The sequence below is a fragment of the Flavobacterium sp. LAR06 genome, assembly GCF_041946075.1.
Taxonomy (GTDB): domain Bacteria; phylum Bacteroidota; class Bacteroidia; order Flavobacteriales; family Flavobacteriaceae; genus Flavobacterium.
Genome location: NZ_JAUTYT010000001.1, coordinates 547,965 through 564,095, shown reverse-complemented (window position 1 = coordinate 564,095; position 16,131 = coordinate 547,965). Strand labels below are relative to the sequence as shown.

Sequence of the window (16,131 nt, the reverse complement as noted above, 5' to 3'; positions counted from 1 at the left end):
TTTTTTGGTTAAATTTATTTTGAAAGAAAAATCACTCTAAATAACGCTTTTATAAACGGGATTTTGGGACACTTTAAAATAACTTTAACATCCTGCATTAAACTCGTTTGCTCATCCAAAAACTTGAATACTAATGTTGGATTACCCTTTTTAAATAAAGAGGAGAAAATAGGGCTTCCTAATTCGTTATGACGGTACAGAATATCCAAAAGCAGTAAATCATAAAACCAGAATCGGTTCTTTTTATGAAAGGTAGTCATTCTGAGCGATCTCGAAGTTTCGGGAGAGGAGTGAAGAAATTCAACTAATGCTGAAGATTTTTTATCCGCGTTTCTAAAAGTAAAACCGGTACTGGCTTTGGTCCATCCACCGGCAGTTCCGATATTCACTACTCTTTTGGTATTCTTTTTCCAAAAAGGATAACACGTCATCGGAATACTTCCCTGCTCCTTTTCTACAATTTCAAATTTATCGGTTCCGAGTTTCTGCAGATAAAGCTGAATCTCGTTTTCATATTCTTCTTTTTGAAGCAAACTTTCTGAAAACAACGTATACTCCACTAAGGCTTCGGTTTTAGAAGTTGGCAAAACATACATAAAACGCGTATTTCCTCTTTGTTCAACCGAAAAATCCATGAAAGTAGTCTGTTCCGGATTGAAGATTTCATTTTCTGACTTCACAAACCAGCCCAAAAAATGCTGCTGCAAAACCGGATATTTGGTTTGACTTTGAACAGAAGCCTTAGTATAAATACTGTTGAACAAATAATCACAGGTATATCTGTTTTCTTCCGTTCCCACAAAAACATGGGTTTCTAATTCATTGATATCGGTTACTTTTTCATTTAAAAAAGTGATATTTGATTCTTTAGAAATGGTTTCAAAAACAAAATTATAAAAATCAATTCCACGAATTTGATTGTATTGATAAGGTTTCAACTCCAAATCTCTTTTGAAATCTTCATTCGCAAACAAAGCCGAATCCCATTTTTTGGATATAATCGAATTCCACATTGTTTCCCCCTCTGTCCAAAAACACCAGGTTCTGTCATTGCTTTTCTTTTGACTTTCATCTAATAACAAAATCGACTTGTCAGCGAATTTTCGAGACAAAACCATTTTATAAACGGTCATCAAAGTCGACAAACCTGTTCCTGTAAAAATGTAGTTGAAATGTTTTATTTGTGAAGAATGCATTCTCAAAAATAAGGAATTTTATTCTTTCAATTTTTCTAAAAGCAGTTTAAAATCTTTTGGTCTGAGGTAATTGTTATACTGAAGAATAATTTCATTCTTATCATTCAAAATACACAAAACCGGATAAACGATTTGATTGTTCATCGTTCCGAGTTGCAAAGCCAGTTCATGAACGCCAACATTATTACCTGTTGGCTGGTATTTAAATGTTAGGTTATTAAAAGAAATATCCCGTTTTTCCTCCGCATTAAAATCAATAAAATAGAAATCTGAATTTAAACTTTGAATGATTTCCGGATTTTTAAAAGTAGTTGCTTTCATTTTTTGGCAATACTGGCACCAATCGGTATGGATAAAAACGATTATTTTCCGCTTTTGAATTTGCTGCAAACTATCCATTGCCTCAAAAGTTCTGCTTTGAAGTTGGCAGAATCCCGTTGAAGTAATTCCAAAAAAGAAGATAAGTATCGCTAGCTTTTTCATTTCGTTATTTTTTTGCCACAGATTAAAAGTTTTTTTGATTTGTCAGGCTGAGCGAAGTCGAAGCCCCGTTCCAATTGGCAATCCTTCGACTCCGCTCAGGGTGACAGCCGATTAAACAATCCGTTTAATTCGTGGCCCATAAATTACCTCAATGTATATCGTAATCCAAAAAACCCACGAATCGACTGGTTTTGCCCGTAAACATAAGTCGTATCAAAAGTCAAACCGTATGGATTATCCTGCGTATCGACAACCTGACCTTGTGGAACTACTTTACCATGAATACCAACAGAGGTCCCGTCTGAAATTTGCACATTTTTATCGAAAGGATCATTAGCTCTTGAAATCAAAAACGGATTTTTCTGCATTGGCGTGAAATTCAACAGATTTTTAATTCCGCCATAAAGTTCAAAATTCTTCCATCCAGAATACGTAAACTGAATATTCTGAATACTATACCAAGGCGATTTCGGACTTCTGGGATCATATTCACTCAATAAAGGCAAGTTCATCGGACTGTAAACATTTCCCGTGTAATCCAACAATAAATTTAAGGATTCTATTTTATAAGAAACACTCCAGGTTGCTGTAAAATTCTCGGTTAAAAAAGGTCTTTCAGAAACCCCATTTTCCACATTTTTATTATCTAAAACAGTCGCGCCCAAAATCATTTTTAATCCCGAAGGGAAATTAACATCGACATTCGTACTGATTCCCTGGCTGATAGCATAACCGTTGATATTGTCGTAAATGATTTTATTTGGATCTGTTTCGTAATCAGATGTGATTTTATTGCTGAAACGGGTATAAAAAGCCGTTGTTTCAATTCCGATAAAAGTGCCGTTTCCAAAGTTTATTTTTTGAATATAATTCAGATTCGCATTCACAGATTGCTCCGGTTTCAAATCATTCTGAATCACAACATCTCTCGAACCGGTTAATGCTGCGTGATCTTCGGTAAATAAATTCACCACGCGAAAACCCGTTCCGGCATTCAATCTGAAAATCGTGTTTTCATTTTTCTTCCATCGATACGCTACTCGTGGCGTATAAATCGATCCGTGAATTGAGTTATAATCGTATCGCATTCCCAACAAAACCTGACTTTTCGGCGAAAGCGTAATTTCATCCTGAACAAAAATTCCGGGTAACCAGGTGCTTTCCGCTTCTTTTGTTGCTGTTGTATTATCATCGTAATAAGAATAACGATTGGCAATTCCGGCAAGAAAATCATTTCGTCCTAATTTTTTATCCCAGGTCAATTGCAAAAAACCAATTTTCTGATTCGCGATATACGATGTTGTTCCGTAACGACTATCCTGATAATGCACATTTCCGGAGAACGAAAGCATCAGTTTTTCTTCAAAGGGTAATTGATAACTTCCTATTAATTCACCTCTTTTGGTATAAATACTTTCGCCGTAAATTTCATCGCCGCCTCGGTACTTTTTCTCCCAGCGCACATCTCCGCCCCAGCGATCTTCATACATTCCACGTGCCGCGATTGAAAAAAGTCTATTTTCATTTCTCAAAAAACTCCATTTATTGAAAACCGAAATTCGTTCAGACAAAGTTACATCGGTAAAATTGTCTTTGTCTTTATCGACCACTTCATTGTAATTAAAGTAATTGATTCCCAAAAGCGTCATTGATTTTTTGGTCGGACTGAATTTCATTCCTAAATCGACATTGGTTTCTAAGTAAGTTGTGGTAAAAACATCTGCTGCAAAAACTGGCGCATTCGTTGGGTTTTTAGTGATAATATTGATTAGACCTCCAACGGCTTCACTTCCGTACAAAGATGAAGCCGGGCCTTTTACGATCTCAATTCGTTCAACCAGAGAATTCGGAATTCCGGACAAGCCATAAACTGTTGAGAGACTACTCACGATTGGCATTCCATCAATTAAAACCAAAGTATAAGGGCCTTCCAAACCATTTATATGAATATCACCCGTATTACAAACACCACAATTAAGCTGTGGCCGAACGCCGTTGATGTTTTGAAGGGCTTCATAAATACTCGGAGTTGGGTTTTTCTTGAAGAAAACCGGCGAATAAACCTCAACCGGAACAGCACTCTCTAATCTTTTGACTGCTTTTAAAGTTCCCGAAACCACAACTTCGTTAAGCTGATTTTCATTATCGGTCAGTTCAAAATCATAAGATTGAATGGAATCTTTTATCACTTGAATTTTCTTTTTCAAAGTCTGAAAACCCATTTGAGAAATCTGAATGGTATAATTTCCAAACGCCACATTTTCCAAAGTATAATATCCCAAACTATCTGTAACTGTTTTTTGTTTAGTGCCCACTAAATGGACATTCGCGGCTTGTATTCTATTTCCTTCGCCAGTTATAAAACCCGAAATGGTGGTGGTTTCCTGCGCAAAAGAAAATTGTAAAGTAAACAGAATCAATATTACTATTGAATTTTTCATTATTATAAAATTAAATTTAGACAAAACTAAAAATTAAATTTGACAAATAATTATTTTAAAACTGAAATTTTTAATTCAATTTAAATCAATATGTTAGATTTCTGTATAAACACATAGAAACATAGGATTTTTTTGAGTTTGAAGAGTAATTTAAAAAGCTAGCTTTCACACATAGCTATGTGTTACATGCAAGTGAAACGCCTTTTAGCGAATAAAAAAATCTATGTTTCTATGTGTTTAAAAATTAGCGACAAGAATATCAACTAAAACTTTCATCTATAAGTTCTCTATTAAGAGATGCTCCAGCAAAAGACCCCGAAGAAACCGCCATCGCCACAGATCTCGCCTGAATGACACAATCCCCGCTTGCATAAACTCCCAGAATAGTTGTTTTCTGCAACATATCAACTTTAATCAAACCTTGTTCCGTTAATTCACAACCTAAACTTTCGGGTAAAAAACAATGTTGTTCAAAAGGCGGTCTGAAATAAATCGCTTTTACTGCTGCTTTGGATTGACTTTTAAAGATTACCTGTTTAATATTTCCGTTTTCATGTTCCAAACATTCAATTTCGTCTTCAATGATTTCAATCTGATGTTTTTGAAGGATTGTCGTTTGTTCTGAAGTTAGAGTGGATTTTCCGTTGGTCAGCAATCTCAAATCTTTTGTCCAGTTCGAAATCAGTTTTGCATATTCAAAAGCCATTTCTCCATTAGCGATAATGGCAGTTTTCTCGGTTTTCACTTCGTAACCGTGACAATAGGGACAATGCAATACCGATATGCCCCAACATTCAGCCAGACCCTTAATTTCGGGGAGCAAATCTTTTACTCCGGTTGCGAATAACACTTTTTTAGAAGTAAAAGTTTCTCCTGAATCAGTTTTGATTTCGAAACCTTCTTTTGTTTTTATTGCCTGAACAGCAAGTCCTTTGTAAAACTGAACAGTTTTATAAAAATCGACTTGCAATTTGGCTTTCGCCGAAATCACAGCAGGCACTTCGCCGTCTTGTGTAATGAAATTATGTGAATGTGGCGTTTGTCTGTTACAAGGTAAACCGCTGTCAATAACCAAAACCTGACGTAAAGATCGTCCTAAACTCATCGCCGCTGAGAGTCCGCTATAACTACCGCCAACAATAATCACTTCAAAATGTTTCTGTTCCATAACTCTATCTTTTAATGATTTTTACTTTTGTGCGTTTTATAATTAAACAAATGGCCAATTATCATTCCGATTCCGCCAATGAAAATCAGATCGAGATGAATATCCAGAATGATTTCACTTAAAACACTCATCCAAATCAGCAGCATCGAAACAATTAAAATTGTCGCTATTAATATTCCTGATTTTTTTATAATTTTAAAGATTGCAAAAAGCCCGATCGATGCAAAGAGCAAATCAATAAATGGATTGTGACTCAAGCCTAAAGGCAGAACAGTCAGAAGCGGAAAAATCAGACAATGCACCAAACAAATCGTCGCGCTTGAAATTCCTAAAATATCGTAAAAAGGTGTTGTAGTTTTCTTCATTTCGTGTACATTTGCTTAATGCAATTTTGTTGCAAATATACACATAAAAATAAAACGCAACAATGTTGCGTTATTATTTTTTATTTTAAAAAAATGAAAACAGCAAGAAACACCACAGCAAAGACGGCCGTTTTAGAGATTTTTGGAAAATCTAAGACTGCGTTATCACACACCGAAATTTACAAACAAATCGAAACTTTATGCGATCGCGTAACTGTTTATAGAATTTTAGATCGCCTGCTTAATGATGATATTGTCCATAAAATTGTTGACCTTGACGGAACCGTTAAATATGCAAAATGCCATCATAATGCACAGCGAGTTCACATTCATAACCATGCTCATTTCAGTTGTGAAAAGTGTCTTGAAATAACTTGCCTTGAAAGCGTAAAGCCGAGTTATATTATTCCACACAATTATAAAGTAAACGATATAAACTTTACATTGTCAGGAATATGTCCAAATTGTTCCAATTCTAACATTTAAGATTTAGACTAGTCTAAAAATATTGTTGAGCGAATGTAATTTTTATATACATTTGTTAAAATAACATTTTTAAAATGACCAAATCTTTAGAAGAAGTTAACCAATCGGTTGCGACCGAGCATAAAAAGACCGGTTTTCGTAAAATATTAGCCTTTTTAGGTCCTGCCTACTTAGTAAGCGTTGGTTATATGGATCCCGGAAACTGGGCAACAGATATTGCCGGCGGAAGTCAGTTTGGCTACACTTTAGTGTGGGTTTTGTTAATGAGTAACTTAATGGCTTTGTTACTGCAAAGTTTAAGTGCCCGTCTTGGAATCGTAACACAGCGCGACCTTGCACAGGCTTCCAGAGAAACCTATTCTAAATTCATCAACTACATTTTATATTTTCTGGCAGAAATTGCCATTGCTGCCTGTGATTTAGCAGAAGTTTTGGGAATGGCGATCGGAATCAATCTTCTATTTGACATTCCGCTGATGGAAGGCGTTTTAATTACCGTTTTAGATACTTTTCTTTTATTATTCCTAATCAATAAAGGAATTCGAAAAATGGAAGCCTTTATAATTGCTTTGGTTGCTATTATTGGGTTTTCTTTTATTTTCGAAATGATTTTTGCCGAACCAGAAGTTTCTAAAATAATTGCCGGTCTTGTTCCTTCAATACCAAATTCGGCGGCCTTATATATTGCAATCGGAATTATCGGAGCGACCGTAATGCCGCACAACCTTTACCTGCATTCTTCTCTGGTGCAAACCAGGAAATTCGACAGAAGTCCAGCCGGAATCAAACAAGCTTTAAAATACAATTTAATTGACTCGACGATAGCGCTGAACTTGGCCTTCTTCGTAAATGCTGCGATCTTAATCCTCGCCGCAGCAACCTTTCATAAAAACGGAATGTTTGAAGTTGCAGAAATTCAGGATGCACATAAATTTCTGGAACCTTTATTAGGAACCAAATGGGCACCAATTCTCTTTGCCGTAGCCCTAATTGCCGCGGGACAAAGCTCGACAATAACCGGAACTTTAGCTGGACAAATTGTAATGGAAGGTTATCTTCATTTACGCATTCAGCCTTGGGTTCGACGTATCATTACGCGTTTGATTGCCATTGTTCCCGCTTTAATTGTAATCTATATTTATGGCGAAAGCGTCACTGGAAAACTACTGATTCTGAGTCAGGTTATTTTGAGTTTGCAATTGGGTTTTGCGATTATTCCGCTGATTCATTTTGTGAGTGACAAATCGAAAATGAATGGTTTTCATATTTCAAAAACCACTCAGGTTGTTTCCTGGATTATTGCCTCCATCATTGTTTCTTTAAATGCCAAATTGGTTTATGATGAAATAACTTCTTGGCTGGAAAGCTCCAGCAATCCAATAGTATTGTGGTTTACAGTTATTCCTCTTGCTTTAGCATTTCTGGCTTTACTGCTTTATATCATTGTAAAACCTTTTATCGTAAGAGCACAGGCCAAATTTATCAATCATTCTCCGCACAATTTAAAGCTTCACTTTTCTCCAAAAGAAAGCCATAGCTACAAGAACATCGCGATTTCAGTAGATTTCTCAAAAGCTGATGAATCTGCACTAAACAGAGCTTTTGAATTAGGCGGAATCGACACGCAATACACTTTAATCCACATTGTAGAAACCGTTGGTGCCTTAATGTACGGTCGTCATGTTGATGATCATGAAACCACTGTCGATGAGAAATTATTGCTGGAATATAAAGAAATGCTTTCGCAGAAAGGCTTCAACATCAAAACCGAACTTGGTTTTGGAAAACCTAACAGCGTCATTCCGAAAATCATAAACGAAGGAAATTTTGATATTTTAGTAATGGGAACTCACGGCCACACCGGATTAAAAGACATTTTATTTGGTACAACCGTAGACAAATTGAGACATAAAATTTCGATACCTTTGCTGATAGTGAAAAAATAGCTGCTAAGGTTCTAAGATACTAAGATTCTGAGATTTTCTTTTGGATTCTTTAAACTTAGAATCTTAGTATCTTAGAACCTTAGAATCTCAAAAAAAATGACTTTTTCAGAAGAAAACTATCTAAAATCGATATACCACCTTACGGCTTCATTAGAGACGGAAGTGAGCACGAATGCTATTGCGGAAATGATGGAAACCAAAGCTTCCTCGGTTACGGATATGCTTAAAAAGCTGGCAGATAAAGATTTAGTAAATTATAAAAAATACCAGGGTGTTTCCTTAACCGAAAACGGAAAATTAGCCGCTAAAATGATTGTTCGAAAACATCGTTTATGGGAAGTTTTTTTAGTGGAGAAATTAAACTTTAGCTGGGATGAGGTTCACGACATTGCAGAGCAATTAGAGCATATTAAATCAGAACAATTGATTAACCGTTTGGATGATTTTCTCGGAAATCCGACGGAAGATCCTCACGGCGACCCGATTCCGGATGCTAATGGCCGAATCGTTAAGATTGAAAAACAACTTCTTGCTGAATTATCAGTACATCAAATTGGGGTTTGTGTGGGTGTGAAAGATACTTCTTCGGAGTTTTTGAAATATCTGGACAAACAGGAAATTGCTTTAGGATCTAAAATCGAATTTCTTTCTAAGGAATCTTTCGATTTGTCGGTTAAAATTAAGGTTGATGGAAGGGAATTATCTATTTCAAATAAAATTGCCTCTAATTTGTTTGTGAAGCTTATTTAGGGTGGGTTATTTCACGGAAATTCACGGAGGTTTTTCACAGAGGAACGCAAAGGGCTGATTTTTTTTGTTGTCAGACTGAGCGAATGCTATAGCTTCAATATTAGTAAAAACTAAACAATCCCTTTTTCTATCATTTCTAACATTACCGGCGAAGCATTTTTAAATGTCGGTTCTTGCTCAATAATACTTCCGGCGTTTTTCTTATTTACTTTGAATGTTACGTCGTTATCAGTCGTGAACAAAAGTGCCGTCAAAAACGGATTTTTGATGTAAGTTCCTAAAACCATTAAAGCTTCATCTAAAGTATGAATGCTTTCGATTTCTTCGGTTTTGTAACGCGAAGTCAATGAAATGGAATAGGTATTGTCTTCATTCAAAACCAATCGGAAGTAAATGTTTTTAATCTCGGTATCGCCAATCGTTTTGGCTAGTGTAAGTTTGGCAAAAGTGCCGCTTTGAATGCTTTCTTTGACGCGTTCGCAAAAAAGAGCAAATATTGGTTCATAAGACATAGTAATTGTATTTTGTTGATTTAACCGCGAGGTTCGCAAGGCTTTGTCTAAATTTTTTTCGTATCCTTTGCGTAAATCCTAGCGAACTTTGGGGTTAAGCAATTATTTCCCTGTAAAGTCAGCTTTTCTTTTTTCTAAAAATGCTGTAGTTCCTTCTTTAAAATCCTGAGTTCCGAAACATTTTCCGAATGATTTTATCTCGGTTTCAAAACCATCTTTTCCGTCTTTAAAGTTCGCATTGATCGCTTTTATCGCTTTTCCGATAGCAAATGGTGCATTTTTAATGATTTTTTGAGCAATTCCATTTGTAAATTCAAGAAGTTCAGCTTGAGGAACTACGTGATTTACTAAACCGTATAGTTTGGCTTCTTCGGCAGAAATCATAGCTGCGGTCATAATCATTTCCATCGCACGGCCTTTACCCACTAATTGTGGTAAACGCTGCGTTCCTCCATAACCTGGAATCAATCCCAAAGTTACTTCCGGTAATCCCATTTTGGCATTGTCTGATGCTACTCTAAAATGACACGCCATTGCTAATTCTAATCCTCCGCCAAGTGCAAAGCCATTTACTGCTGCAATTACCGGTTTCTTTAAATTTTCTATATAATCAAAAAGTGATTCTTGTCCTTCGGCAGCTAGTTGTGCGCCTTCAATTACTGTATAGTTGGCAAATTCGGAAATATCGGCTCCAGCCACAAAAGCTTTTTCGCCGCTTCCTGTTAAAATAATAACGCGAACCTCATCATTTTTGCCTAATAATTTGATCGCTTTATTTAGGTCACTGATGGTTGCTTTGTTTAAAGCATTCAGTTTTGCAGGTCTATTTATGGTTACGGTAGCAATTTTTTCTTCAATAGAAATTAAAAGATTTTCGTAGTTCATGGTCGTGGTTTTATGAGTTTGTGATAGGCAAAGAAACGATGAATGTAGTTCCTTTTCCATAAGTTGATTCAAAGGTAATTGTTCCTTTGTAATTTTCGATGATGTTTTTTATAATTCCGAGCCCAAGACCCATTCCGCTAGTCTTGGTCGTAAATTTTGGTTCGAATATTCTGCCGATATCCTGATTCTGAATTCCGATTCCGTTGTCTTTAACAGCAATTTCCACCGTATTGTTGATACGTTTAACGGTGACCAAAATAGATTTATGAAACTGACTTTCCGGAATCGCCTGTGTTGCATTCTTAACCAGATTCGTAATTACACGGATTAGTTGTGTACGATCCATTTTAGAGATGATTTCCTCTTCTTCACTTTCAAAAACGATATAATCTTCGTTGAAAATATCCAAAGCCAATTCTACAACTTCAACCACATTCAACGTTTCATTTTGCTGTGCCGGCATCGAAGCGAAATTCGAAAAAGCCGAAGCCACCGCCGTCATAGTATCTATTTGCTGAATTAAAGTTTCAGAATAATCGTTTAATTTCTGCTTAGCATCTGGGTCTGTCGGGTCAAATTTTCGCTGATAACTCTGTACCGTCAAACGCATCGGCGTAAGCGGATTTTTGATTTCGTGCGCGACTTGTTTTGCCATTTCACGCCAGGCTTCTTCACGCTCGCTTTGGGCCAGTTTTATGGCACTGGTTTCGAGTTTATCCACCATTCCATTATAAGCCTTGATCAGGAAGTTAACTTCTTTACTATTGGCTTCTAAAACAATCTTTTCATTCTTCTGATCTAAATTGGTTTCTTCCAATTTATCAGAAATAGTTTTAAGTGATTTGGTAATATAAGTGGAAAGGAAATACGCTAATGCAAAAGCCACAATCAGCATAAAAGAATACACCTGACTTAAACGAATCAGAAAAGTATTTAATTCATTGTCGTAATAACCGTCATCTTCTAAATACGGAAGATTCAGAATTCCTAATGGTTTGAATTTTTCATCTTTAATCAAACTATAAGACGATCTATTTTTAACTCCGTCGATGGTTTTAATATCTACAAAACGTTTTTCGATGGAAGATTTTACCAATTTCAGAATATAATCTGGAACCGGAGGTGCCACTTTATCAACTGCAAAAGATTCTTTGGATGATTTCAGCAGTTTACCGTCAAGGCTGTAAATATTGATTTCGATTTTATGAATTTGAGCCAATTCGTGGATTTTATCCTTAAAAATCAAATCTAAATTAGACGTTTTAAGCGGATAAGTTGTGGTAGAAAGCACGTAATTGATATGTTCTTTTACCGCATTTTCTTTTCGTTCTAAACGTTCCTGATGGTATTCTTTGGCTTCATTCTTAAACTGAATAATGGAAATCGAGGCCAATAAAAAAGATGCAACAACAATCAATACAATCATCGAAAGGAATATCCTTACACGAAGAGAAAGCATCGACATTTTGAAGTTGTTCAGCATTTGTTTTTGTTTCTTTTGTTTCAGGTTTCAAGTTTCAGGTTCGTCGCGGGTGGCAACTTGAAACCTGAAACTAAAAAAAACTATTTTCTTTCGCGAATTCTTTTATAAAAACGGAATCCCAGCATAATTAAAACCGAGAATAAAACAATTCCGATTACACCGAAAATCCAATTGATCGCGCTTTTTAAAACTACCAGAAATACCACAGCAAATAGTATAATGGTAGCACCTTCATTCCATAAACGCATGAAATTGTTGGAATATTTTACCTCATCATTTTGCAATTGCCTGAAAATATGATGGCATTTTAAATGATACAAATACAATAAGAAAACGAAACACAATTTTACGTGCATCCACGGCATTTTGAGCCATGCGTTTCCTAAATCGGTAAAAAATAACATCCAAAAAGCAAAAATACTGGCCAAAATTGCTGACGGCCAAGTAATAATGTACCACAAACGGTAGGCCATTATTTTGTATTGTGCCTGTAAAATTTCTTTTTCAAGAGAAGGTTTTTCGTTGGCTTCAATCTGATAGACGAATAAACGCACAATATAAAACAATCCCGCAAACCAGGTTATTACAAAAATAAGATGAAGGGATTTTAGATAATTATAATATTCCATGCTTTTTGTTTCACGTTTCAGGTTTCAAGTTTTTTTAAAAGTTGATTTATGCTCAACAATCTTGACTCTTTATTCTTGACTCTATTTTCTGTTATTTAGCCCAATCATTAATCCAGTTACTCACCGTCTGGCACCACTCATCATCATCATTCAAACAAGGAATCGCTAAGAATTCTTCGCCCCCTTTTGCTTCAAAATCTTCTTTGGCGCGCATGGCTATTTCTTCTAAAGTTTCTAGACAATCAGACACAAAAGCTGGCGTTACGACTGCTAATTTCTTGATTCCTTTTGCTGGCATGTTATCAATTTCAACGTCAGTATAAGGTTCCAGCCACTTGTCTCCCGCTAAACGCGACTGAAAAGTCAAACTATACTTATCAGCAGGAAGTCCTAATAATTTTATGACTTGTCTGGTTGTTTCATAACATTGATGACGGTAACAGAAATCGTGTGCCGGCGAAGGCGTGTTACAACAAGATCCATCAATTCTACAATGTGATTTGGTTACATCTGTCTTGCGAATATGACGCTCCGGAATTCCGTGATAGGAGAATAATAAATGATCATAATCAAAACCAACTAAATGTTTCTGAATCGAATCGGCCAAATTCTTGATGTAATCTGGTTTGTTGTAAAACGCAGGAACATCTGTAAAAGTCATGTGAGGGAATTTCTTCTTACGAATTTCTTCAGCCTTAACTAAGATCGTCAAAGTCGAAGCCATTGCATATTGCGGATACAATGGAAAAAGCAGTACTTCAGTAACTCCTTTATCGTGTAATTCCTGTAGCCCTTTTTCGATTGTCATTGTCCCATAACGCATTGCCAAAGAAACAGGAACATTTACCAAAGGCTGTACTTTTTTCTGCATTCTTTCAGACAGCACCACTAATGGAGAACCTTCTTCCCACCATATTTTAGCGTATGCATGTGCTGATTCTTCGGGTCTTTTTCTTAGGATAATACCACGAACTAAAAATGCTCTCAACAAATACGGAACATCGATCACGTATTTATCCATTAAAAATTCGTCTAAGTACGGTTTTACATCTTTTGTAGTTGGACTTTCTGGAGATCCTAAGTTTACTAATAATACGCCTTTCATTATTTTTTTTGCTTTAGACTTTAAGCATTAGGCTTTAAGCTTTGTTTTTGTTTTAATTTTCGGCAAAAGTAGAACTTGCTACTTTTTAGAAATATGATAATTATTACTTTTTCCTTATTGTGAAATATCAAAAATCGATTTGCTAAGTTTTTTCGCTCTCAGATTTCGCAGATTCGGCAGATTTTTTATTCGTGGAAATTTGTGAAATTTGTGGCAAAAAACCTAAACATTCGTATTAATCGACATCAAATACTTCTTTGGAGTTGTCGCAAACTTCTTTTTGAACGCCGCTATAAAGTGACTTCCGGTGCTATAGCCGATTTTCAATCCAACTTCATTTACATTGTAAGATCCGCTGTCTAAAAGTTTTCGGGCGAAATCCATTTTGTAGTCGAATAGAAAACCGTAGACTGTATCTCCGTAAATTTGTTTGAAACCCATTTTAAGTTTCTTCAAATTCAAACCAATTTCATCTGCTAATTCTTGTAATCCAGGCGGTTCGGCCATATTGGCGATGATGATTTCTTTGGCTTTTCGGATTTTCAAGACGTTATCTTCATCAATCAAAAACGGACATTGTTCTGCGTTTGGATCTTCGGTTCTGTTGAAATACAAACTCAACAATTCGTACCCTTTTCCTTTATAATAAAGGTTTTTTATCGACGGATGGAGGTTATAATGAAACAGCTGACTTAGCACAATAGCCATAGAAGGACTAATATTTCCTTCGTTATAATATTTTTTATCCTTATTATCAGGACTTAAAAAAGTAATATAATCTGCTTCTGCAGAAAACAACGCGTGAAATTTCTTGATTGATACAATAACTGAAATGACCCATGAATTTGGAGCGAGTTCTAAATTCAGCGGTAATTCTTTCTGTGGATTGTATAAAAGCAACGATTTTTCTTCCTTCAAATCTAAGGCATAAGAGCCCTGATTAAACAAGAATTTGGCATTGCCTTTTATTCCGAAGTGAAACTGTATCAGACCACTACCAACTTCGTGCTGTCCAAAAAACGGTTCTAAACTGTCGTTTTGAAAACGGATAAGCGTAAAGTCGTCTTCAATTTTTATAATTTCCTGAGAACTCATAGCGATATTTTTTTGAAACGAAAATCATAGCAATTGGAATATGTTATTTAGAATCACTCTAAACAAATCAATTCAAACAACTTGATTTTGCTACAAAAATACTCCTTTTTGCATAAAAACAGACGTTTAGAAACAAAAAAACACCCAGCGATACAAAAAGTACTTTGAGCGTTACTTTTATAACTACTATAGTAATAATTTTGTTGCACTTTTATGAAAGTGAATTTATGGAAAACAATAATGTACCGAAACACCTATATTTTTATTCAGTTGGTCTGAGTTATAAAAAAGCTGATGCTGAGGTAAGAGGTCAATTTAGTTTGGATGCAGTTGCGAAAACGCATTTGTTGGAACAAGCTAAAACAGAAGGAATAGAAAGTTTAATTGTCACTTCGACATGCAACAGAACCGAAATCTACGGTTTTGCTGAACACCCATTTCAATTAATAAAACTTATTTGCGATAATAGTAACGGATCTGTAGATGCTTTCCAAAAAGTGGGATTCGTTTATAAAAATCAGGAAGCGATTAATCATTTGTTTCGCGTAGGAACTGGTTTAGACAGTCAGATTTTGGGCGATTTCGAAATTATATCTCAAATCAAAACCAGTTTTACCCATTCTAAATCAATGGGTTTAGCCAATACTTTTATGGAAAGATTGGTAAACGCTGTGATTCAGGCGAGCAAAAAAATAAAGAACGAAACAGAAATTAGTTCTGGGGCGACTTCGGTTTCTTTTGCATCGGTTCAATACATTATGAAAAATGTAGAAGACATCGGGAATAAAAACATTTTACTTTTCGGAACAGGAAAAATAGGAAGAAATACTTGCGAGAATCTTGTAAAACATACTAAAAACGAACATATAACTTTAATCAACCGTACAAAAGACAAAGCTGAGAAATTGGCCGGAAAACTAAATTTGATTGTTAAAGATTATTCGGAACTTCATTTAGAACTTCAAAAAGCAGATGTTGTGGTTGTCGCTACTGGCGCGCAAAACCCAACGGTTGACAAAGCTATTTTAAATCTTAAAAAACCTTTATTGATTTTAGATTTGTCTATTCCGAAAAACGTGCATGAAAACGTAGAGGAATTAGAAGGCGTTACTTTAATTCACATGGATTATTTGTCGCAATTGACAGATGAAACTTTGGAAAACAGAAAATTACATATTCCGGCTGCAGAAGCAATCATTGAAGAAATCAAAGAAGAATTTGTGGTTTGGATGAAAGGCAGAAAATTTGCCCCAACCATCAATGCTTTAAAAGAAAAGCTGAACGCCATAAAAGATTCAGAATTAAACTTTCAAAGCAAAAAAATCACTGATTTTAATGAAGCTCAGGCTGAAATTATCAGCAACAGAATCATTCAAAAAATCACTACACATTTCGCAAACCACTTAAAAGACGACGATACCATGGTCGATGAAAGCATCGAATGGATCGAAAAAGTCTTCAAAATAAAAGCGTCTTAAATAAATTTTAAACCCTATAAGTTATATAAGTTCATTTTAATAGCAAACGGTTAATTGTTGTTTAATCCAAACTGCTTAAATTCCTTATATAACTTATATGGTGAAATTC

Annotated in this window: 15 protein-coding genes; 4 read left to right on the top strand and 11 right to left on the bottom strand. The window is 35.5% G+C overall.

Going from position 1 to position 16,131, the window contains the following annotated elements; all coding sequences use genetic code 11:
• Positions 1-14: 14 nt before the first annotated feature.
• The 5 genes from Q7C23_RS02440 to Q7C23_RS02420 form a co-directional block, all read right to left on the bottom strand.
• Positions 15-1,196, bottom strand: a complete 1,182-nt coding sequence (locus Q7C23_RS02440; protein WP_375031162.1) for a lycopene cyclase family protein — start codon at positions 1,194-1,196, stop codon at positions 15-17.
• A gap of 18 nt (positions 1,197-1,214) precedes the next feature.
• The gene (locus Q7C23_RS02435) at positions 1,215-1,679 is read right to left on the bottom strand and encodes a thioredoxin family protein (RefSeq protein ID WP_375031010.1); all 465 of its coding nucleotides are present in this window, start codon (positions 1,677-1,679) and stop codon (positions 1,215-1,217) included.
• Positions 1,680-1,822: 143 nt separating this feature from the next.
• Positions 1,823-4,120: a TonB-dependent receptor domain-containing protein gene (locus tag Q7C23_RS02430; protein WP_375031009.1), complete on the bottom strand. Its 2,298-nt coding sequence runs from the start codon at positions 4,118-4,120 to the stop codon at positions 1,823-1,825.
• Positions 4,121-4,379: 259 nt separating this feature from the next.
• Positions 4,380-5,288, bottom strand: coding sequence for an NAD(P)/FAD-dependent oxidoreductase (locus Q7C23_RS02425; protein WP_375031008.1), 909 nt, complete (start codon positions 5,286-5,288; stop codon positions 4,380-4,382).
• 11 nt (positions 5,289-5,299) lie between these two features.
• Positions 5,300-5,653, bottom strand: coding sequence for a MerC family mercury resistance protein (locus tag Q7C23_RS02420; protein WP_375031007.1), 354 nt, complete (start codon positions 5,651-5,653; stop codon positions 5,300-5,302).
• A 93-nt stretch (positions 5,654-5,746) separates the two neighbouring features.
• Between Q7C23_RS02420 and Q7C23_RS02415 the strand changes: the two genes are divergently transcribed.
• The 3 genes from Q7C23_RS02415 (at position 5,747) to Q7C23_RS02405 (ending at position 8,835) form a co-directional block, all read left to right on the top strand.
• Entirely contained in the window at positions 5,747-6,139 is a 393-nt protein-coding gene (locus tag Q7C23_RS02415; RefSeq protein WP_375031006.1) for a Fur family transcriptional regulator, read from the top strand.
• 74 nt (positions 6,140-6,213) lie between these two features.
• Positions 6,214-8,085, top strand: coding sequence for an Nramp family divalent metal transporter (locus Q7C23_RS02410; RefSeq protein WP_375031005.1), 1,872 nt, complete (start codon positions 6,214-6,216; stop codon positions 8,083-8,085).
• A 96-nt stretch (positions 8,086-8,181) separates the two neighbouring features.
• Positions 8,182-8,835, top strand: coding sequence for a metal-dependent transcriptional regulator (locus Q7C23_RS02405; RefSeq protein ID WP_194656489.1), 654 nt, complete (start codon positions 8,182-8,184; stop codon positions 8,833-8,835).
• Between the two features lie 110 nt (positions 8,836-8,945).
• On the opposite strand, the gene Q7C23_RS02400 is transcribed toward Q7C23_RS02405, so the two are convergent.
• From Q7C23_RS02400 to Q7C23_RS02375, 6 genes are all read right to left on the bottom strand, one after another.
• Positions 8,946-9,347 carry a hypothetical protein gene (locus Q7C23_RS02400; protein ID WP_375031004.1) on the bottom strand — a complete coding sequence of 134 codons (402 nt, stop codon included), beginning with the start codon at positions 9,345-9,347 and terminating at the stop codon, positions 8,946-8,948.
• Positions 9,348-9,449: 102 nt separating this feature from the next.
• Positions 9,450-10,232 (bottom strand): enoyl-CoA hydratase/isomerase family protein, encoded by a 783-nt coding sequence (locus Q7C23_RS02395; RefSeq protein ID WP_375031003.1) that lies wholly within the window; start codon positions 10,230-10,232, stop codon positions 9,450-9,452.
• A gap of 10 nt (positions 10,233-10,242) precedes the next feature.
• Positions 10,243-11,658, bottom strand: coding sequence for a PAS domain-containing sensor histidine kinase (locus tag Q7C23_RS02390; protein WP_375031161.1), 1,416 nt, complete (start codon positions 11,656-11,658; stop codon positions 10,243-10,245).
• Positions 11,659-11,795: 137 nt separating this feature from the next.
• A complete protein-coding gene (locus tag Q7C23_RS02385) occupies positions 11,796-12,344 on the bottom strand; it encodes a CopD family protein (protein ID WP_375031002.1) in 549 nt (182 codons plus the stop codon).
• A 91-nt stretch (positions 12,345-12,435) separates the two neighbouring features.
• Complete coding sequence (gene hemH / locus Q7C23_RS02380) at positions 12,436-13,449, bottom strand: ferrochelatase (protein WP_375031001.1); 1,014 nt, start codon at positions 13,447-13,449, stop codon at positions 12,436-12,438.
• Positions 13,450-13,671: 222 nt separating this feature from the next.
• Positions 13,672-14,544 (bottom strand): AraC family transcriptional regulator, encoded by an 873-nt coding sequence (locus tag Q7C23_RS02375; protein WP_026982335.1) that lies wholly within the window; start codon positions 14,542-14,544, stop codon positions 13,672-13,674.
• Positions 14,545-14,771: 227 nt separating this feature from the next.
• Between Q7C23_RS02375 and hemA the strand changes: the two genes are divergently transcribed.
• Complete coding sequence (gene hemA / locus Q7C23_RS02370; RefSeq protein ID WP_375031000.1) at positions 14,772-16,022, top strand: glutamyl-tRNA reductase; 1,251 nt, start codon at positions 14,772-14,774, stop codon at positions 16,020-16,022.
• Positions 16,023-16,131 lie beyond the last annotated feature (109 nt).